Source organism: Micavibrio aeruginosavorus, assembly GCF_051245535.1.
GTDB classification, from domain to species: Bacteria; Pseudomonadota; Alphaproteobacteria; order Micavibrionales; family Micavibrionaceae; genus Micavibrio; species Micavibrio aeruginosavorus_D.
This window is the reverse complement of the sequence record NZ_CP195303.1, coordinates 249,781-268,267: the sequence shown is the minus strand read 5'-3', so window position 1 is coordinate 268,267 and position 18,487 is coordinate 249,781. Positions and strand designations below refer to the sequence as shown.

Annotated in this window: 19 protein-coding genes; 6 read left to right on the top strand and 13 right to left on the bottom strand. The window is 55.6% G+C overall.

The window, feature by feature from the left end:
• Together ACSC94_RS01335 and lysS are read right to left on the bottom strand one after the other, a co-directional pair.
• Positions 1-288, bottom strand: a complete 288-nt coding sequence (locus ACSC94_RS01335; RefSeq protein ID WP_435641275.1) for a type II toxin-antitoxin system HicA family toxin — start codon at positions 286-288, stop codon at positions 1-3.
• Positions 289-404: 116 nt separating this feature from the next.
• Entirely contained in the window at positions 405-2,057 is a 1,653-nt protein-coding gene (lysS, locus tag ACSC94_RS01330) for a lysine--tRNA ligase (protein ID WP_435642135.1), read from the bottom strand.
• On the opposite strand from lysS, the gene ACSC94_RS01325 reads away from it, so the two are divergent.
• The 3 genes from ACSC94_RS01325 (at position 2,016) to ACSC94_RS01315 (ending at position 6,296) form a co-directional block, all read left to right on the top strand.
• The gene (locus ACSC94_RS01325; protein ID WP_435641274.1) at positions 2,016-2,729 is read left to right on the top strand and encodes a hypothetical protein; all 714 of its coding nucleotides are present in this window, start codon (positions 2,016-2,018) and stop codon (positions 2,727-2,729) included. The genes lysS and ACSC94_RS01325 overlap by 42 nt on opposite strands.
• 273 nt (positions 2,730-3,002) lie before the next feature.
• Positions 3,003-3,359, top strand: a complete 357-nt coding sequence (locus ACSC94_RS01320; RefSeq protein ID WP_435641273.1) for a histone H1-like repetitive region-containing protein — start codon at positions 3,003-3,005, stop codon at positions 3,357-3,359.
• 132 nt (positions 3,360-3,491) lie between these two features.
• The gene (locus ACSC94_RS01315) at positions 3,492-6,296 is read left to right on the top strand and encodes an ATP-dependent DNA helicase (RefSeq protein ID WP_435641272.1); all 2,805 of its coding nucleotides are present in this window, start codon (positions 3,492-3,494) and stop codon (positions 6,294-6,296) included.
• On the opposite strand, the gene ACSC94_RS01310 is transcribed toward ACSC94_RS01315, so the two are convergent.
• Positions 6,277-6,462: a hypothetical protein gene (locus ACSC94_RS01310; protein WP_435641271.1), complete on the bottom strand. Its 186-nt coding sequence runs from the start codon at positions 6,460-6,462 to the stop codon at positions 6,277-6,279. The two genes, ACSC94_RS01315 and ACSC94_RS01310, sit on opposite strands and share 20 nt — an antisense overlap.
• Before the next feature lie 190 nt (positions 6,463-6,652).
• Here ACSC94_RS01310 and ACSC94_RS01305 point away from each other — a divergent pair, with 190 nt between their 5' ends.
• A complete protein-coding gene (locus ACSC94_RS01305) occupies positions 6,653-6,898 on the top strand; it encodes a hypothetical protein (protein ID WP_435641270.1) in 246 nt (81 codons plus the stop codon).
• On the opposite strand, the gene ACSC94_RS01300 is transcribed toward ACSC94_RS01305, so the two are convergent.
• The 9 genes from ACSC94_RS01300 to ACSC94_RS01260 form a co-directional block, all read right to left on the bottom strand.
• Positions 6,890-7,222, bottom strand: coding sequence for a hypothetical protein (locus ACSC94_RS01300; protein ID WP_435641269.1), 333 nt, complete (start codon positions 7,220-7,222; stop codon positions 6,890-6,892). The two genes, ACSC94_RS01305 and ACSC94_RS01300, sit on opposite strands and share 9 nt — an antisense overlap.
• A 132-nt stretch (positions 7,223-7,354) precedes the next feature.
• Positions 7,355-7,780 carry an ATP synthase F1 subunit epsilon gene (atpC, locus tag ACSC94_RS01295; RefSeq protein WP_435641268.1) on the bottom strand — a complete coding sequence of 142 codons (426 nt, stop codon included), beginning with the start codon at positions 7,778-7,780 and terminating at the stop codon, positions 7,355-7,357.
• Between the two features lie 11 nt (positions 7,781-7,791).
• Positions 7,792-8,025 (bottom strand): hypothetical protein, encoded by a 234-nt coding sequence (locus ACSC94_RS01290; RefSeq protein ID WP_435641267.1) that lies wholly within the window; start codon positions 8,023-8,025, stop codon positions 7,792-7,794.
• Positions 8,025-9,446 (bottom strand): F0F1 ATP synthase subunit beta, encoded by a 1,422-nt coding sequence (atpD, locus tag ACSC94_RS01285; protein WP_435641266.1) that lies wholly within the window; start codon positions 9,444-9,446, stop codon positions 8,025-8,027. Before atpD ends, ACSC94_RS01290 begins: the two co-directional genes overlap by 1 nt.
• Positions 9,447-9,545: 99 nt before the next feature.
• Positions 9,546-9,947 (bottom strand): hypothetical protein, encoded by a 402-nt coding sequence (locus ACSC94_RS01280; RefSeq protein WP_435641265.1) that lies wholly within the window; start codon positions 9,945-9,947, stop codon positions 9,546-9,548.
• A 91-nt stretch (positions 9,948-10,038) separates the two neighbouring features.
• Positions 10,039-10,950: a F0F1 ATP synthase subunit gamma gene (locus ACSC94_RS01275; protein WP_435641264.1), complete on the bottom strand. Its 912-nt coding sequence runs from the start codon at positions 10,948-10,950 to the stop codon at positions 10,039-10,041.
• A 74-nt stretch (positions 10,951-11,024) separates the two neighbouring features.
• On the bottom strand, positions 11,025-12,575 hold the full coding sequence (atpA, locus tag ACSC94_RS01270) for a F0F1 ATP synthase subunit alpha (RefSeq protein WP_435641263.1): 1,551 nt from the start codon (positions 12,573-12,575) through the stop codon (positions 11,025-11,027).
• 61 nt (positions 12,576-12,636) lie between these two features.
• Positions 12,637-13,194: a F0F1 ATP synthase subunit delta gene (locus ACSC94_RS01265; protein WP_435641262.1), complete on the bottom strand. Its 558-nt coding sequence runs from the start codon at positions 13,192-13,194 to the stop codon at positions 12,637-12,639.
• A 170-nt stretch (positions 13,195-13,364) separates the two neighbouring features.
• Entirely contained in the window at positions 13,365-14,216 is an 852-nt protein-coding gene (locus tag ACSC94_RS01260) for a TraX family protein (protein WP_435641261.1), read from the bottom strand.
• A 132-nt stretch (positions 14,217-14,348) separates the two neighbouring features.
• Between ACSC94_RS01260 and ACSC94_RS01255 the strand changes: the two genes are divergently transcribed.
• Positions 14,349-14,837, top strand: a complete 489-nt coding sequence (locus ACSC94_RS01255) for a hypothetical protein (RefSeq protein ID WP_435641260.1) — start codon at positions 14,349-14,351, stop codon at positions 14,835-14,837.
• A 5-nt stretch (positions 14,838-14,842) separates the two neighbouring features.
• Positions 14,843-15,787 (top strand): DUF6782 family putative metallopeptidase, encoded by a 945-nt coding sequence (locus ACSC94_RS01250; RefSeq protein ID WP_435641259.1) that lies wholly within the window; start codon positions 14,843-14,845, stop codon positions 15,785-15,787.
• Positions 15,788-15,789: 2 nt separating this feature from the next.
• Here the strand turns inward: ACSC94_RS01250 and ACSC94_RS01245 are convergent, their stop codons facing one another.
• Positions 15,790-18,438: a primosomal protein N' gene (locus tag ACSC94_RS01245; RefSeq protein WP_435641258.1), complete on the bottom strand. Its 2,649-nt coding sequence runs from the start codon at positions 18,436-18,438 to the stop codon at positions 15,790-15,792.
• Positions 18,439-18,487 lie beyond the last annotated feature (49 nt).

Here is an 18,487-nt window from a genome sequence, read left to right as displayed (position 1 = left end):
TTATGCCAGATGCGCGCGCATCTCTTTGGCCATCTGCTTGCTGAGTTGTTTGACGGATGCGCCGTGTTGCAATTGTTTCAGCACATTGTCCAGTCCGGCCGTTTTGAGAATATTACGGACTGTCCCGCAGGGAATGTCCTTCGGCCCATGATTGGTGACCGTCACCACATTGGGCTTGGATTCGTGTTTGAATTGTTCGTGGCTTCCCGTCTGACCCACGCACTTCCATCCGTCATGGGCCAGAATATCAACCATATCATTGTGTTTTAACGTCGGCATATGTGACATGCCCATACCCCATCTTTCGTGCAGAGTTCCCCCGACCCTACGTGGAATTTCCTAAGAATACGTAAAAAGGCGACCATTTCTGGCCGCCTTTCTAAACGCTATCGGGATTGGATCCCTTATTTCTCTGGTTTCAGCGTCGGGAACGCGATCACTTCGCGGATATTGTGGGAATCCGTCATGATCATGGTCAGACGGTCGATGCCCATACCCCAGCCCCCCGTCGGCGGCAGGCCATATTCCAGTGCGGTGACGAAATCGTGGTCCACCATCATGGCTTCCTCGTTTCCGCCTTCGCGCTGGGCCACCTGATCCATAAAGCGGTCATGCTGGATTTTCGGATCGTTCAGCTCGGTAAAGGCGTTGGCCATTTCCCAGCCGTTGATATAGCTCTCAAACCGCTCAACCAGACGCGGGTTGTTGCGGTGAACCTTGGACAACGGGGAAATATCCAGCGGGTGGTCAATCACGTGGATCGGCTGGATCAATTTAGCCTCCACCTTCTCGCCAAAGATGGTTTCGACCACTTGGCCCCAGTTCGCTTTCGGATCGACATGCACGCCCAATTTTTTGGCTTCGGCATGGGCTTGCGCTGCATCCATCGGCATGAAGTCGATGCCGGTTTCTTCCTGTACCAGTTCAACCATGCCCTTGCGCGCCCACGGGCTGCCCAGATTGATGGTGTTCCCTTGGAATTGGATTTCCAGAGTACCGTGTACGGCCATGGCCACGGCCTGAACCAGTTTCTCGATCAGATCCATCACGTCGTAATAGTCTTTATACGCGTGGTAGGATTCAATCATCGTGAATTCGGGATTATGTTTATAGGAAATCCCTTCGTTCCGGAAATTGCGGTTGATTTCAAACACCGCATCAGCCAGACCACCAACGATCAGGCGTTTCAGATACAGCTCCGGCGCTATGCGCAGGAAGAAATCGGCATCCAGCGCATTATGGTGCGTCACGAACGGTTTCGCCGATGCGCCGCCCAAAATCGGGTGCATCATCGGGGTTTCAACCTCGATCGCGCCCTGTTCTTCCATGAATTTACGGATGGTGGAGATGATTGTGGAGCGCATCAGCAGTTTCTGACGGCTTTCATCATTCATGATCAGGTCCAGATAACGCTGGCGGTAACGCTGCTCAACATCGGTCAGGCCGTGATATTTCTCCGGCAGCGGCATCAGCGATTTGGTCAGCATGGTGACCTTTTTCGCCCGGACGGACAATTCCCCGCGCGGGGTGCGGCGCACGGTGCCTTCGGCCCCGATAATGTCGCCAATATCGAAATAATCGAGGATCGACAACGCGTCTTCCGACATCGAGTCCTTGTGGCAGAAGACCTGCATTTTCCCGCTCGGGTCCATCAGGTCAAGGAACATGCCATTGTTGCGGATCGCCATGATCCGACCGGCGACGGCCACATGGTCATCGGTTTCCGTGCCATTCGGCAGGTCTTTATACATGTCCTGCAGCGTCCCATTTTGATGGGTGCGCGGGAAAACGTGCGGATACGGGTCGATCCCGGCGGCCTTCAGGGCATCCAGCTTCACCTGTTTCGCCAGACGGGGGTTCCCGGCTGTGGTTACGGTCGCTTCAGAATTCTGTGCTGGATTTTGTCCCATTTTCAAATCACCGTGGTACAATTGTTTCAGGTCCTGATTTTGTCGCTTATGCGATACGAAAATGCAAGCCCTATCGCCCTTTTCAACACCCGGATACCCCCTTAAATGATGCGCTTTTTGACCCCGAAAACCCCCGTTACACCTCAATCTGGCCAATCTGGCCAATCCGGCAATGCGCTGTGGTTTATCCTGCTGGCCATCGCGCTTTTGACCGCTTTGACCATCGCCATCACCAAAACGGGCGATAACGTGCAACAGGCCGGGGAAACCGAACGCGCCACGGTCGAAGCCACCAGAATCATGCGCGACGGCAAGGCCATGCAAACAGCGATTCAGCAAATGCTGGCGCGGGGTGGCAGCGAAAGTGACATCTGTTTTGACAGCGATGATTGGGCCACCAACGATTATGATTTCGCGGCCTGCGCCGATGCCGAAAACCGTGTTTTCGACCCCGCCGGGGCCGGTTTGGGTATGCCGAAGACAACCGCAACCCAAAAAATTATTTATACGGGATCTCTGGCCATCGACGGTGTGGGCACGTCGGCACCCGACCTTGTTTTCATCCTGTCCGGGGTTGGTAAAGCCGATTGTTTGCGGATCAATCGCATGATGAAAATTGATGATGCCAGCGGCAATCCGCCCCCCATTTCCGCCGTCGTTTCATACACGCCGTTCACGGGCACATACACCGCGGGCAACACTGTGACAGCACCGCAAATTCTGCAGAAATCTGCGGGTTGCGTGGGGGGCAACGGCAATGCCGCCGATGCGTTGGATCAGGATTTTTATCACTACTATCATGTGCTGATCACACGCTGATCATCCATCGATCATCGCCCCGTTATCATCCCATCATCATCTTCCAAAACACCCCCGCGATGTGATTCATCCGGGGGTGTTTTCGCATCATGCATGCGATGAAAACGAGTCATCATCTGTGTCATCACAGTCACACCATCACGGATGACAATTTCCGGAAATGTAATTTTCTTTATTTCTTTTTAAAAAAATGGGGTACTATATGGGTAACGTATCAATGGTTGGTACAACCCGTGTGACCGGGCAATGTCACTTCCTTGGGGAGAAACTAAAATGGTAGCCAAGAAAAAGCCGGCAGCAAAGAAACCTGCCGCAAAGAAGACAGTGAAGAAAACCGTAGCGAAGAAACCGGCAGCGAAGAAAAAAGCTCCGGCTAAGAAAAAAGTAGCTGCTAAGAAACCGGCAGTGAAAAAGACGGTTAAAAAAGCCACTGTGAAAAAAGCTGCTCCGAAAAAAGCTGCTGCTAAAAAGCCGGCCGCTAAGAAAAAAGTAGCTGCTAAGAAACCGGCAGTTAAAAAGACAGTGAAAAAAGCTGCTCCGAAAAAAGCTGCTGCTAAAAAAGCTCCGGCGAAAAAAGTAGCCGCGAAGAAAACCACGACGAAGCGCAAAACCGCTGCCAAGAAGAAGTAATTCTTCCTTGGTGTTGTGATCAAAATCCCCGTGGGTCTTCCCCACGGGGATTTTTGCATTTAGGCCCGTAAAACCGAGAGTTTTATGCTGTTTGGTCTGGAACAGCACGATGATGGATGGTAGCGTCCAATCATGTCCGGACATGTCGCAGAACAAACACAAAAACGCACCCGCGTTTCCATGCCCGCCGCGGCCGTGATCACGGTTACGGCGCGGACGACAATTGCGTTGTCACCGGACGGCGAAATTAAATCGTACCCGCATGACCAGGCGCGGATGATTTTTCACAAACGTCCCGTCATCGTTTGTCATGCACCGTACACACGTCATCGTCTGGGGACGGACGATCTGATCGCGTATGACGTGCTCGAACTTTTTGCATTCGTGCATCCGGCAAAATTTTGTGTGCCCACACCGTTTGGAATTGCGAACGCGCTGGACATTCATGTCGGGGAAAATTCCGAGGACGCGCCGCTGGCGTTGCATGAGTCCGTTCGGGTGCTTTTATCCGACCTGCGGGCCCGCGAATCAGATCAGGAGATTCGCGCGAATCTCCTCGGTATTGCCGACGCGATGGGGGCACAGGGCAAGGGTTGGGTGTGGACGCCGTTCATTTTTTCCGCTTTGAATGCCGAATATGACCCCGAACGTCAGATTTTGACGCGCACCGCCCTGAATATCTGGAAAAACCTGCCCGAATGGTCGGAAGGCGCACCGCCCCCGCCCGCCGGACACGATAGCGTGAGCGGTGAAGAAGCGCGCGACCGTCTGCGCACCATGTTGTCACAGGGGCGCAGCGCCGAACCCCGCCCGCAACAGATGGATTATGCCGGTCAAATCGCATCCATCTTTGCGCCTGCACAAAATGCCGACCAACCGCACGTTTTATTGGCCGAAGCGGGCACAGGTGTTGGCAAAACACTGGGCTATCTGGCCCCGGCCAGCGTATGGGCGGAGAAGAATGGCGGGCCGGTCTGGGTTTCCACCTATACACGCAACCTGCAACGCCAGATCGGACAGGAGCTGGAACGCCTCTACCCCGATCCGATGGTGCGTGACCGCGCCGTTTCCATCCGCAAGGGTCGGGAAAATTACCTCTGCCTGCTGAATTATGAGGATCTGGCCAATGCCGCGGCCTTGGCGCGCCACGCGACCCAGATTATCGCTGCCGGATTGATGGCGCGGTGGATTTCCGCAACCAAGGACGGCGACCTCAGCGGTGGGGATTTCCCCGGCTGGCTGCCCGCTTTGCTGGGCTATGGTGGCACCACGTCACTGGCCGATAAACGCGGGGAATGTATTCATTCCGCCTGCGATCATTACCATCGTTGTTTCGTTGAACGCTCCATCCGCAAGGCCCGCCACGCCGATATTGTGGTCGCCAACCATGCGTTGGTGATGATCAACACGGCGTTGGCCGGAACCGCGACGCCGGATGACCAGCCCCATCGTTATGTCTTTGACGAGGGCCACCACCTTTTCGATGCTGCCGATGGCGCATTTTCCGGAAACCTGAGCGCGCGGGAAACCGCCGACCTCCGCCGCTGGATTTTCGGGCAGGAAGGCGGCAAGCGCAGCCGCGCCCGGGGCCTGAAACGCCGGATGGATGATCTGATCGCTGGCGATGCGTCCGCCGAGGAGGATTTGGAGAAAATCCTGCAAGCCGCGCACAGCCTGCCCGGACCGGGATGGTCGAAACGATTTAAGGACAATGCCGCCTTTGGCGCGACGGAACTGTTCCTCGCGCTGGTGTATCAACAGGTCTATGCCCGGGCGGATGGGCGCGATGGCCCCTACTCGCTCGAATGCACGACCTTGCCGTTGATCGATGGATTGGGTGATGCCGCGCGTCTTTTGAAAACACGCCTGAATGATTTGCGCACACCGATGATGGTGTTGGCCGGGCGCTTGCGCCGCCGACTGGGCGAACAATCGGCCACGCTGGACACCGACACGCGCCGCCGATTGGAATCCGTGGCCGCATCGCTGCAACGGCGCGGTGAAATGACGATTGGTGCATGGATCGCCATGCTGGATACGCTGGAGAGCGGAAACGCTGACAATCAATTTGTCGATTGGATGGAAATTGAACGGATTGAGGGTCAGGCGATTGATGTCGGCCTGTACCGTCACTGGATCGACCCGATGATCCCCTTCGCCGCCGCGATGAAGATGCAGGCGCACGGCATTGCCATTACATCGGCAACATTACGCGATGGCACAGGCGATGAGGAAGAAGACTGGCGCGTGGCCGTTGAACGCACGGGCGCGTTGTCATTAACACCCTCTCCGCATCGCTTCGCCGTTTCATCACCGTATAATTACGCCGATCAAACGCGCGTTTATATCATCACCGATGTGCGCAAAGACGATCTGGATCAGGTTGCGGGCGCGTATCAGGCCTTGTTCGAAGCCGCTGGTGGCGGTGGGTTGGGGTTGTTCACCGCCATTCAACGCCTGCGCGCCGTGCGCGACCGAATCGCGCCGAAATTGGAAGATAACGGCATTGCCCTGTACGCCCAGCATGTCGATGAAATGGATACGGGCACACTGGTTGATATTTTCCGCGCCGATACGCATGCCTGTTTGTTGGGCACCGATGCGGTGCGCGATGGTGTGGATGTGCCGGGCGATTCACTGCGCATGCTGGTCTATGACCGCGTGCCATGGACCCGCCCGACCATTTTGCACAAAGCCCGGCGCGAAGCGTTTGGTAAACGCCGTTATGATGAATTGCTGACGCGTTTGAAATTACGGCAGGCCTTTGGCCGTCTGGTCCGCCGCGCGGATGATCGCGGTGTGTTCGTCATGCTGGATTCCATGCTGCCCACCCGGTTGCACGGCGCATTCCCCGAAGGCGTGAAAATCGAACGCGTCGGACTGGCCGACGCGGTGAAGGGGATTAAGGATTTTTGGTCTACAGATTCGGATTGTTGATGACCAGCGTCAAATGCGGCGCCCGAGATTTGGGGCGCGGTGTTGCCTCTGGATATTGATAATACGGGTCCAAAAGACGGTACAGACCGGCGCGTTCAAATTCCGCCTTCAATTCCGGAGTCAGGTGGGCAATGGGAGTACTCTGTTCGTCGTAAACAAATTCCATTTTAAAAACCTTCTTAAAGGCCCTTTAAGGCAACATCCTATTTCGCAGAAATAACACAAAAGAAGGGCAAACCGGAGTCAAATTCCGGCCCATCAATTCCCATATCACGGCGCGCCCTTTTCATATTGAGCAGCCCCCGAACTTGGGATAGACTCTTAAAAAAATAAAACGAACAGGGACTGCGTATCACATGCCAAAAAAATCTCTCAAGGCCGCGTTCAATGCGGCCTGCGATCACTTTTTCGACTTGGCCAAAGAATGGGAAACCGCCCGCTCCGTTCCGTGGAGGGCGGTCGATGACGCGCATCAGGCCGTACTCACAGCCCGTGACCGATTACAAGGCACCCAGCTTAGTGCAGATGAATGGGACGATGTTATTCAGGACATCATTGTCGTATCGAATACGCATGAACGGTTAAAACCCATCTCACCCTAAACGCAGGGTGTTTTGATCCACCCCGGAATGACGGGTCAGTGTAACCGATTTTTCGGGAATGCCGATTTGTTCGGCTTCGAGCAACGCCGCGCCATCGCGATCATTCAGACGGTTCAGGCGCTGGACCACGCGGTCAGCATCATACACATTCGTACCAGGTGGCAGGTAAAAGCGGAAAGCCGATGAATCGTACGCATCTTCACAAAAATGCAGGCCGTCACAATCGGCAATGACTTGCTCAATCGCCGGCATCATGCGCGATACATCGCCGATATTTTTGTCGTATGCGGGCCGAAACACCACACACATAATTGTTGCCGTCATTGCCTTATGTCCTTCTTCTTTCAGTGTGGCACGCTCCGTTTAAGCTTTGGTCAATAAAAAATTACCGGGGTCTTACCAGACCCCGGCTTTTATTTCGTATTCTATGTATTATTGCGAAAGCGCGGTTTTTGCTTAGGCCGCAATGGCTTTCAGCTTCGCGCGCGTGACATCCAGACGGCGTTGCAGTTTGGATTTTTCAAACGCTTCCTTGGCCACGGACAATTCGTCGCTGAGATTGCGGACGTCCTGTTCCAACTTCGCCGCATCCAGATCATTCACGTTGACGGCTTCTTCCGCCAGCAACGTGCAATTGGTCGGCGTAACGTCGGCGAACCCGCCGGCGATGAACACGCGAACCGGAGCCGCATTGGCCGATTCCAGAATTTCAACAACGCCCGTACGCACGGTGGACAGCACCGCCGCGTGACCAGCCAGAACACCGAAATCGCCATCCACGCCGGGAATGGTGACGCGGTATACCGCACCGGACATCAATTTGCGTTCCGGCGAAACCAGTTCAAAATTCAGCACGTCATTGTTTGTCGTAGCATCAGCCATTTTTCAATTCCTTAGCGAAACAGATACTGCACGTGGTCAGCCACGAAACGGGCATGCGGCACGGATTCTGCCATCGGCAACACGCCCATTTTCTGCACATCCCCTGCGGAGACGATATAGAAAGAAACGGACAAACCCCGTTTGGCGTACAAACCCGTATCACCAGCAACCGGCGCATACCCCATATTTTGCAGGATCGATTGAACCTGCGGCAACAAAGGGGAATGCGCCGATGCCATTGTCATTAGGCAGCCTCAGCAGCCATTTTCTTGGCTTTTTCTTCAGCTTCTTCGATCGTGCCAACCATGTAGAAGGCAGATTCCGGCAGGTGGTCATACTTGCCGTCAACGATCGCGCGGAAGCCCTTAATGGTGTCTTCCAGTTGAACGAATTTACCCGGAGAACCGGTGAAGACTTCGGCAACGTGGAACGGCTGGGACAGGAAGCGTTGGATCTTCCGTGCACGGGCCACAACCAGTTTGTCTTCTTCAGACAGTTCGTCCATACCCAGAATGGCGATGATGTCCTGCAGAGCCTTGTAGGTTTGCAGTGTTTTCTGAACATCAGCAGCACACTTGTAGTGTTCTTCACCAACGATCCGCGGGTCCAGAATGCGGGACGTGGAGTCCAGCGGGTCAACAGCCGGGTAAATCCCCAATTCCGCAATTTGACGGTTCAACACGGTGGTTGCGTCCAAGTGGGAGAAGGTTGTTGCCGGGGCCGGGTCGGTCAAGTCGTCAGCAGGCACGTAAACGGCCTGAACCGAGGTGATCGAACCTTTGTTCGTGGAGGTAATACGTTCCTGCAGCGCGCCCATGTCGGTGGCCAGCGTCGGCTGGTAACCCACGGCGGACGGAATACGACCCAGCAGAGCGGACACTTCGGCGCCAGCCTGAGTGAAGCGGAACACGTTGTCCATGAAGAACAGAACGTCTTGACCTTCTTCGTCACGGAAATATTCGGCCATGGACAGACCGGTCAGCGCAACACGTGCGCGGGCTCCCGGCGGTTCGTTCATCTGACCGAACACCAGACCCACTTTGGATTCGCCGTCCAGCTTGATAACGCCAGCATCCATCATTTCGTGGTACAGGTCGTTCCCTTCGCGGGTACGTTCACCAACACCGGCGAATACAGACACACCACCGTGGCCTTTTGCGATGTTGTTGATCAATTCCTGAATGGTCACGGTTTTGCCCACACCTGCACCACCGAACAGACCAATCTTGCCACCCTTCAAATACGGGCACAGCAAGTCGACAACTTTAATACCGGTCACCAACTGCTCGGCTTCGGTGGACTGATCCACGAAGGACGGAGCCGGACGGTGAATCGGGTAACGCTTTTTGGATTTCGGTGCCGGCATGTTATCGATCGGGTTGCCGATAACGTCCAGAATACGACCCAGAACTTCCGGACCAACCGGAACGGAAATCGCATCGCCCGTGTCCAAAACTTCCTGACCGCGAACCAGACCATCGGTCGTGTCCATAGCGATGCAACGCACGGTGTTTTCACCCAAGTGCTGGGCTACTTCCAGAACCAGCGTTTTGCCATCATTCTGCGTGGTCAGCGCGTTCAGAATTGCGGGCACGTTGCCCTCTTCGAACTGCACGTCCAAAACAGCGCCCAGGATCTGTGTGATCGTTCCTTTTGCCTGTGTCATCGCTTCGTCTCTCACCTTCACTCGTTTAGGGCTTTTTCTTGCCCGTTGTTAAAACCAGTTTTTAAAAACTCTTCGCCCTTTATTCACGTGCCTGAAAAATCAGGCATCGAACCGGCGGGAAAAATCGGGCGAAATCATCCGCCCACCGGTCGAAGATGTGAAGTGGTGCACATGGGCCCGCACTTCGTCCTCGTCAATTCCTTCTTTGTTCATCAGACCAAAGGCCCGATAGAACGCGGCATCCGCAACATCCTGCGCGGTACGCGCGGTGAGGAACGGCGCCGTTGCAATGGTGTCCTGCATCACATCCAGAACACGCACCAGTTCGGCAAACGCCTTCACCTTTACGTCGCGCGATGCTTTTGCCTTTGGATCCAGCACAGCGTCAATATGACGTTCCGCCCGCTCCAGCGACTGCATCGCAATGGCCAGCTTGTCATCCGCCTGATTGGCAGTTGCAAAGCGACCAAAAGACTCCCCAAGCCCATTTGTCTGAACCATCACGATCTCCCTTCCCATGTTCTTTTTCTTTCGCGACACCCCGGATCTACGCCCGGTATGAATGCTTCGCAAAAGCGTATTCGTTTTTTTATTAGAGTGCCTCGGCACCTGAAATAATTTCGATCAGCTCTTTTGTAATGTAAGCCTGACGTGCGCGGTTGTACTGCAGGCTGAGCTTCTTGATCATATCGCCAGCGTTCCGCGTTGCGTTGTCCATCGCGGTCATACGCGCGGCCTGTTCGCCAGCGGCGCTGTCCAGCAAGGCACCGAAAATCTGAATGCTCAGATTCTTCGGCAACAAGGCGCTCAGGATTTCTGTTTCATCCGGCTCAAAGCTGTACGGTGACGTTACTTCGGCTTCCGCAGACACTTTGGTTGTGTTCTCGTTCGCGGCCTGCACTTCCGGCAGGTGGAACGGGATCAACTGTGCGCCCACCGGGCGTTGCGTCAGAACCGATTTGAATTCGTTGTACATCAGCGTGCAAACATCGAATTCACCCGCATCGAATTGCGACAGGATGTATTGCGATACTTCGTCCGCCTCGGCAAAGCCGATACGGTTTTTACCGGCCAGACCGGTAAAGCTGTGTACGATATGTTTCGGGAATTCGCGGCGCAGAATGTCGCGGGCCTTACGACCGACGCACACCAGCTTCACCGTTTTTCCGGCGTTCAGCAGGTTGCGCACGTCGATACGAACGCGGCGCACCAGGTTGCCGTTGAAACCGCCGCACAGGCCGCGATCGGACGACACGACAACAATCATGTGAACCTGATCCGAACCCGTACCAATCAGCAATTTCGGGCTGTTCGGGCCAACGACAACGCCTTTGGCAACACGGCTCATCATACCGGCCATGGCGTGGGCGTAGGGTTGGCTCGCTTCGGCCTGTTCCTGTGCTTTCTTCAGCTTGGATGCCGCCACCATTTTCATGGCGGACGTAATCTTCCGCGTGGATTTCACGGAAACGATACGGTTACGATATTCCTTCAAACTTGGCATTGCTTTGACCGCGTTTAAATCTGATTAAAATCACATGCGCGAGAAAGTCCTGCGCATGTGATCACCATTTTCACTTAGGCTGCTTTTTTCTCAACAGTCTCGAAACCTTTGCCGAATTGGCCCAGGTAATCGGACATGTCTTTCTGCAGCTTGTCGCTCAGAGCTTTTTCCGTGCGGATCGCATCCAGGATGTGTTTGCCATTGGCGCGCACATCTTCCAGCAGGCGGCGTTCATATTCACGCACAGCCGTTACCGGAACGGAGTCCAGGAAGCCCTTCGTACCGGCGAAGATCACCAGAACTTGTTCTTCAACCGGCATCGGTTGGTATTGCGGCTGAACCAGCAACTGGGTCAAACGAGCACCACGGGCCAGCATCTTCTGCGTTGCTGCATCCAGATCGGATGCGAACTGCGCAAAAGCTTCCATTTCGCGGTACTGGGCCAGTTCCAGTTTAATCGTACCGGCAACCTGTTTCATCGCCTTGATCTGTGCGGCCGAACCCACGCGGGATACGGACAGACCGACGTTAATGGCCGGACGGATACCTTTGAAGAACAGACCGGTTTCCAGGAAGATCTGACCGTCGGTGATCGAAATCACGTTGGTCGGAATGTAAGCGGAAACGTCACCGGCCTGTGTTTCAATGATCGGCAGAGCGGTCAAGGAACCAGAACCATGTTCTTCGTTCATCTTCGCCGCGCGTTCCAGCAGGCGGGAGTGAATGTAGAACACGTCACCCGGGTATGCTTCGCGGCCCGGCGGACGACGCAGCAGCAGGGACATCTGGCGATAGGCAACAGCCTGTTTGGACAGATCGTCATAAACGCACAGAGCGTGCATGCCGTTGTCGCGGAAGAATTCGCCCATGGTGCAACCGGTGTACGGTGCCATGAACTGCATCGGGGCCGGGTCGGACGCGGTGGCGGCAACGATAATGGAATATTCCATCGCGCCGCTTTCTTCCAACTGACGCACCAATTGCGCAACGGTCGAACGTTTCTGACCGATTGCAACATAGATGCAATACAGGTGTTCTTTTTCGTTCGGGGATTTGTTGATGACTTTCTGGTTGATGATCGTATCCAGAGCCACAGCGGTTTTACCCGTCTGACGGTCACCAATGATCAGCTCACGCTGGCCACGGCCAACCGGAACCAGAGCGTCAACGGCTTTCAGACCGGACTGCATCGGCTCGTGCACGGATTTACGCGGAATGATGCCCGGCGCTTTCACTTCAACGCGGCGCATTTCAGCGTCTTTAATCGGACCCTTGCCGTCGATCGGGTTACCCAGACCGTCAACAACGCGACCCAGCAGGCCACGACCAACCGGAACCTGAACGATTTCGCCTGTACGTTTTACGATGTCGCCTTCTTTAATCGAACGGTCATCACCGAAAATAACGATACCGACATTGTCGGCTTCCAGGTTCAGGGCCATACCCTTGATCCCGCCCGGGAATTCAACCATCTCGCCGGCGCGGACTTGGTCCAGGCCATAAACGCGCGCCACGCCGTCACCGACGGACAGCACCTGACCGATTTCGGCCACGTCTGCTTGCGCGTCAAATTCCGCGATTTGCTTTTTCAGGATTTCAGAGATTTCTGCCGCACGGATTTCCATTGATTGAACCTCGTTGTGTATGCGTGTGTCTTACTTAAACTGTTACTAAACCGTTTTGTTGTTACGCTGCGCTCCGGCTTTCCATTGCGCGTTTCAAGCGTTCCAATTTGCGTTTCACGGAATGGTCGATCATCACCGAACCAACCGTTACCACCATGCCACCCAGCAGGGATTTGTCGACTTCGACATTCAGGGTCACGTTCTGGCCCATCTTGTCGCTGAGTGCTTTTTGCAAGGCATCGGTTTGTGCCGGGGACAGAACGAAGGCCGATTGAACGCGCGCGGATACAATACCGCGACGGCGGGCCAGTTCATTCCCGAAAGCTTGAATAACGCCAGAGATGATGCCCAGACGGCGATTGCCGGCCAGCACACCCAGAAAACGGCGTGTCAGATCATTGAAACCGGATTTCTCAGCGACAGCCAGAATGGCGCGCTGATGCTGTGTCCGGTTGAAGAGCGGATTTTTGATCAGTTTTTGCAAATCGTCCGACGCGGCAATCATGCTTGCCAGCGCGTGCAGGTCTTTTTCAACCTGTTCAACAGAACCTGCATCACCCGCCATATCCAGCAGGGATACGGCATAACGGGATGCAACCTGACTTGTTTGTGTGGCCACTGTCCGTCACCCAAATCGCGTTAGGGGTTTAAACCTGTTTTTGAGACCTATTTTGAGCTCGGGCACGGTGTAGCACGGGTGCCGGGGGCCACGCAAGGACATTTCCGGCGGTTTTCCAGCCTTTTTCACCCCATCCCAAAGAAATGGGAAAGCACGGGAATTCCCGGATTTTATGGGGAAGCCACCGGGTCCGGGACCGTATCCGCCCCAAATTCCATGGTCGTCCAATGTGGGGACAGAAAATCAAACCGATCGGGGAACAGGATCACCCCGATCACGTTCAGAATCACCAGATGCCCGACATAAATTTCCAGAGTCCAGCGGCCCGTAAACCGCACCAGCCCGGCCAACGGGCCGATCACGGTCGTCAGGCGCGGGAAATTCATGGGTTTGAACAGATAGAGCGCCCCAAAAACCGGCAGCACGAGGGTCGCCAGCGCCATCATCTGGTGTTGCGAGAATCCAAAAGAAACCGTCTGGATCAGCACAAAGGACACAGCAGCGAAGATGACATAATTCTGAACTATCGCTTCGGGAACCGCCCCATACGCCCCCTCCTCACGGTGGCGCATGAACCAGCCGAACATGGCCAGCAACACCCCTTGGGTTCCGTATTCCAACACAAAGGCCGTTGGCAGGTAAGCAAAGAAGCAGATCACAGCCACCGCCCAGAGCGCTTGCGTCCCCGCCCGGGTCACGCCGCGCATCAGCGGATCAATCGCGAGACGGATAACCAGCATGGTAAACAAGATATTGAACGGGATCAGATATTTACCAGCCAGCAGGTCCGCCGCCAGCAAAATGGCCCCGCCAATCCACAGCCGCGGGCCAATATCCCGTGACCGGGCATAGCCAATCAGGAAGAACCAGATCGGCACGCACAGCCGCCCAATGTTCCGCCACCACATATCCTCAGGAAAGAAATAAAAGCCAATATGATCGATCAACATGGTGAGGACCGCAAAGGTCTTCAGCAGATCATATGATGTAATGTCCTTCGGCAAAGCAGCGCGGTTGAACATGGCAAGGCCCTCTCTTCCCATCAGGGTCCGCCTTTCCATCCCGGCTGGCAAGTCCAAAATTGACAAGCCCGCCCCGTTGGGTGCAGGGTGCCCCATAATCAAAAACAAGACATAAACAGGGATCCATCAACAATGACCACACGCTCATTCCGCACGATTCTGTCCGCTTCATTCGCGCTGGCCGCCGCCCTGACCTGTGGCACGGCTTTGGCCGACGACAAGCATGTCGATCGCATCGACCATACGCTCACCCTGAACAACGGATGCGACAGAACGCACAGCGCCGTGGATGACAAGGGCGTGATCGTCCTGCCCGCCAGCGGCGTTCATACCGGCGAGGAATGGAATGAGCATTATCAATGGGTGTTCTTCAGCATGGTGGACAAAAATCTGGTCAACGATGCGTTGGCTGATCCGCGCGTGACCGCGATTGTTTTTGATTTCAACGGATGCGCCACAAACGAAAACATTCCCATCTTCGCCGCCGATGTTGATTTCCAACATCAGGGCATTACCGGCAGCAAGGATGGCATTCTGTATCCCGCCTATCAGGATTTTGACCGCACCCATGTTGAAACGATCCGCAAGGCGGGTGGTTTCGGCATTACATTGCAACGCTGATCATCATGCGCGCGCTTTTTCAAAAAATGACCGCCCGCCGCATTGCGGGCCTGACCCTGCCCTTTATGCTGGCGGCGGGTGGTTCGGCGCTGGCTGGCCCCGCTCTTGATGCACGATTGGCCGAAGATGACGTGAAGCAAACCACCCTTTGGTGGCCCACCGCCGCGCGCGAAAATCCGCGCAGCGTTTGCATCGTCCCCGGCGATCCGGTGGACACACCAACACCCGCCACAGAGAATTTGCAAAAAATCCTGACGCTGTTTGAAGAAACAGAATTTGGCCGCCAATTGGTCAAAACGGCGAGCGACCACAAAACATTGTTCTGCACCTATGACAATCCGATGGAACGCGGGTTCTATGACACCGGCCTCAACATGATGATGGTCCATGACGGTATGGAGTTCGGGCAGCAAGCCTTGATCACCGCGCACGAACTGCGCCACCATGTGCAATATCGCATGGGGTTTGAACGATCATTGAAATTCAGCCGTGATGAATATGTCCGCTTTACCTATGTGATGGAAGCCGACGCACAGGCCCTGGCCACACTGTTGGCATGGCAAACCCGCGCCGCCGGTGATGCGCGCGTGTGGGACGGATTGATGAGCATTGAAAATTACCGCGACACGGGCACAGCCTTTGAATCCGCGATGATTGGCAAAGACCCACACGATGAAACGGCCCAAAGGCACGCCACAGCCGCCGCGGCGATTGCATGGCGTGACAATCAATGGCTGAGCGCCATGTACCGCGCGCAATCCCTCGACATGTATTTTGACGAACTGGACAAAACGAAAAAATTTCGCGTTTACACAAACAAACCGGATGAAATGTATGCGCCGTTATGCGCCGCGCCCGGTGATTTTTACGATTGCCTGTCCACCCTGCCAAAGGTCGAAGGGCTGGGCCATGGATTGATGCCGCACGATTTGAAAAAACCTGCACCGTAAAATTACAGGAAACTCTGTGGATCAATATCCACCTGCACCCGCACGGTGGATGGGATTTTCACGCTGGCCACCCATGTTTCAATGGCACGTTGCAGGTTGATCGTCTTCGCGGCCCGCACCAGCAGACGGCGGCGGAAATTTCCGCGCAGGCGGTAAAATGGCGCCTCCGCCGGGCCCAGCGTTAAAACATCCGGCCCTTGCGGCGCGCATGCTCCCAGCGCCCGCGCCGTTTCCATCACCTGTTTCTCATCCCGGCCCGAGACGATAATCCCGGCCAGACGGCTATATGGCGGCATCAGTGCGCGTTCGCGCTCCTCCGCCTCCACCGCCAAAAATTCATCACGATCATCGGCGGCCATGGCGCGCATAACTTTGTTTTCCGGCATGAAGGTTTGCAGGAACACATGGCCCTTTAACTCCTCACGCCCCGCACGACCCGCAACCTGATGCAGAAGCTGGAACGTTCGTTCCGCCGCGCGCAGATCACCACCGCCCAGCCCCAGATCGGCGTCGATTACACCGACCAGCGTCAAATGCGGAAAATGGTGCCCCTTCGCAATAATCTGCGTTCCGATCACAATATCAATACGCCGTTCGCGGATATCGTCCAGAACGGCTTTCAACTTGTCATTCGTGTCGACCAGATCACTGGCCAGAATAACCGTGCGCGCGTCGGGCCACAGGGCCGCCACCTCTTCCTTGATCCGCTCCACCCCGGGGCCACAGGCCGCAAGGGAATCCGTATCGTTACAGGATGGGCACGCTTTCGGGATCGGCGTGGCAAAGCCGCAATGGTGGCAATGCAGGCGCAATGTTTTTTTATGCTCCACCAGCCACGCCGTGCAACGCGGACATTCAAAGCGATGACCGCAGGTCCGACACAGCGTTAACGGCGCATAACCCCGGCGGTTGAGGAACAGCAACACCTGCTCCCCCCGGTCCAGTGTCGATTGAATTTCATTGTGCAAGGTCGGCGCGATAAAATGCTGGCGCGCCGGTTTGTCATTCCGCATATCGATCAGGTCGATATGCGGCATTTCCGCCCCGCCATGACGCACGGGCAGGACCAGATGGTCATACTTCCCGTTCCATGCGTTCAAAATCGTTTCCAGTGATGGCGTCGCGGACACCAACACCACCGGAATTTTTCCGCGATGCCCGCGCACCACCGCCATATCGCGGGCGTGATAAATAACGCCGTCTTCTTGTTTATACGCCGGATCATGTTCCTCATCGACGACGATAATCCCCAGATCCTGATAGGGCAGGAACAACGCCGACCGCGCGCCTACGACAACTTTCGTCGTGCCATCGGCCACACCGCGCCATGTGGTACGGCGTTGTGCCGGCGTGAGGTGCGAATGCCAAAGCGCAGGCGTACAGCCAAAGCGTTTTTTAAACCGATCCAGAAACGCATTCGACAAAGCGATTTCCGGCAACAGGATCAGGCCCTGCTTCCCCGACCGCACCGCCTCGGCAATCGCCTCAAAATACACTTCGGTCTTACCCGCCCCCGTCACACCGTCCAACAATGACGTGTGGTGTTCGCCGCTTTTCACCTGCGCCATCAGATGATCGGCGGTGGCGCGTTGGTCGGGCGATAATTCCGGCCCGATACGGTCAATATCCGGGTTGCGGCATGGCGCCGATGAAAACAGATCGACGGTGCGGAGCAAGCCCTGCCCCACCATGGTTTTAATAACGCCGGGTGTGCATCCGGCCAGATCGGTGATTTCCGCGGCGCGGCGCGGGTGGCCGTCGGATAACGCCTCTAAAATCTTGCGCCGTTGCGGGTTCAGGTTACGGAGGAGCTTCGCTCTCCCCCCACCTTGATCCTCCCCCCTCGCAGAGGGGGGAGGAGAGGGTTCGGCAAGTTTGGTGATGATTGTTTGCAGGACGCCATCCAGATTTTCTAAAACTTCGTTGTTCCAGAAACGGAGAACGCGCCAGCCCAGAGAATTTAAAAACGCCGTGCGCTTTTCATCGTGGGCACTGTCATTATGCTGCCCGCCATCGACCTCGATAATCAGATTTTTTTCGATGCAGGCAAAATCGGCGGCATAAGGCGGAATGGCATGTTGGCGGCGGAATCTATACCCAACCTGTTCCTTGTTCAGGCAGAACCACAGCCTCGTTTCCGCATCGGTCATGTCTTTACGAAGATCACGCGCTTGATCCCCCCTCCGCGAGGGGGGAGGATTGAGGTGGGGGGAGTGCGCCAGCACATCCCGCACCCAATCATTCAGCACATACCCCGTCGCCGCCTTCGGCGGTTCCAGCCCCGCTGGCGCGCTCAGGCACATTTTCAAAACTGCGCCGGGGGCGCTCATCGTGTATTGGGCGACCCAGCTTAAAAAATCGCGGTGCGCGGCCTGCATGGGGGGAAGGTCGAAGCGGTCGACGATCATTTTCAGTTTTTTGGGCGGCACATCTTCGTCCGATGTTCCCCAGACCACCCCCGGAACCTCGCGCTTGCCCAGCGGCACGGTCACGTAATCGCCCGGCGATATATCCATCCCGTCCGGCACGGCGTAGGTATAGGCCCGGTCCACCGGATAGGGGACCAGCACAAGAACCCGGCGCGCCGTTTCGGGCACCGGCTTATCCCCAGTGGGGGCCTTTTCTTCCATACTTTCAAACAGGGTCTGCATCTGCTAAGACCTAGCACAAGATTGATAAACCGCCAAAGCCGGAGCCGCC

Excerpts from the sequence above, each read along its gene's own strand:
- ACSC94_RS01280 (WP_435641265.1), bottom strand. The coding sequence starts at position 9,947 with ATGGTTCAGACAAATGGGCTTGGGGAGTCTTTTGGTCGCTTTGCAACT.
- ACSC94_RS01245 (WP_435641258.1), bottom strand. The coding sequence starts at position 18,438 with ATGCAGACCCTGTTTGAAAGTATGGAAGAAAAGGCCCCCACTGGGGAT.
- atpC (WP_435641268.1), bottom strand. The coding sequence starts at position 7,780 with ATGGCTGATGCTACGACAAACAATGACGTGCTGAATTTTGAACTGGTT.
- ACSC94_RS01335 (WP_435641275.1), bottom strand. The coding sequence starts at position 288 with ATGTCACATATGCCGACGTTAAAACACAATGATATGGTTGATATTCTG.
- ACSC94_RS01310 (WP_435641271.1), bottom strand. The coding sequence starts at position 6,462 with ATGGAATTTGTTTACGACGAACAGAGTACTCCCATTGCCCACCTGACT.
- ACSC94_RS01305 (WP_435641270.1), top strand. The coding sequence starts at position 6,653 with ATGCCAAAAAAATCTCTCAAGGCCGCGTTCAATGCGGCCTGCGATCAC.
- ACSC94_RS01325 (WP_435641274.1), top strand. The coding sequence starts at position 2,016 with ATGATGCGCTTTTTGACCCCGAAAACCCCCGTTACACCTCAATCTGGC.
- ACSC94_RS01275 (WP_435641264.1), bottom strand. The coding sequence starts at position 10,950 with ATGCCAAGTTTGAAGGAATATCGTAACCGTATCGTTTCCGTGAAATCC.
- ACSC94_RS01300 (WP_435641269.1), bottom strand. The coding sequence starts at position 7,222 with ATGACGGCAACAATTATGTGTGTGGTGTTTCGGCCCGCATACGACAAA.
- ACSC94_RS01260 (WP_435641261.1), bottom strand. The coding sequence starts at position 14,216 with ATGTTCAACCGCGCTGCTTTGCCGAAGGACATTACATCATATGATCTG.
- atpD (WP_435641266.1), bottom strand. The coding sequence starts at position 9,446 with ATGACACAGGCAAAAGGAACGATCACACAGATCCTGGGCGCTGTTTTG.
- ACSC94_RS01320 (WP_435641273.1), top strand. The coding sequence starts at position 3,003 with ATGGTAGCCAAGAAAAAGCCGGCAGCAAAGAAACCTGCCGCAAAGAAG.
- ACSC94_RS01315 (WP_435641272.1), top strand. The coding sequence starts at position 3,492 with ATGTCCGGACATGTCGCAGAACAAACACAAAAACGCACCCGCGTTTCC.
- atpA (WP_435641263.1), bottom strand. The coding sequence starts at position 12,575 with ATGGAAATCCGTGCGGCAGAAATCTCTGAAATCCTGAAAAAGCAAATC.
- ACSC94_RS01250 (WP_435641259.1), top strand. The coding sequence starts at position 14,843 with ATGCGCGCGCTTTTTCAAAAAATGACCGCCCGCCGCATTGCGGGCCTG.
- ACSC94_RS01255 (WP_435641260.1), top strand. The coding sequence starts at position 14,349 with ATGACCACACGCTCATTCCGCACGATTCTGTCCGCTTCATTCGCGCTG.
- ACSC94_RS01290 (WP_435641267.1), bottom strand. The coding sequence starts at position 8,025 with ATGACAATGGCATCGGCGCATTCCCCTTTGTTGCCGCAGGTTCAATCG.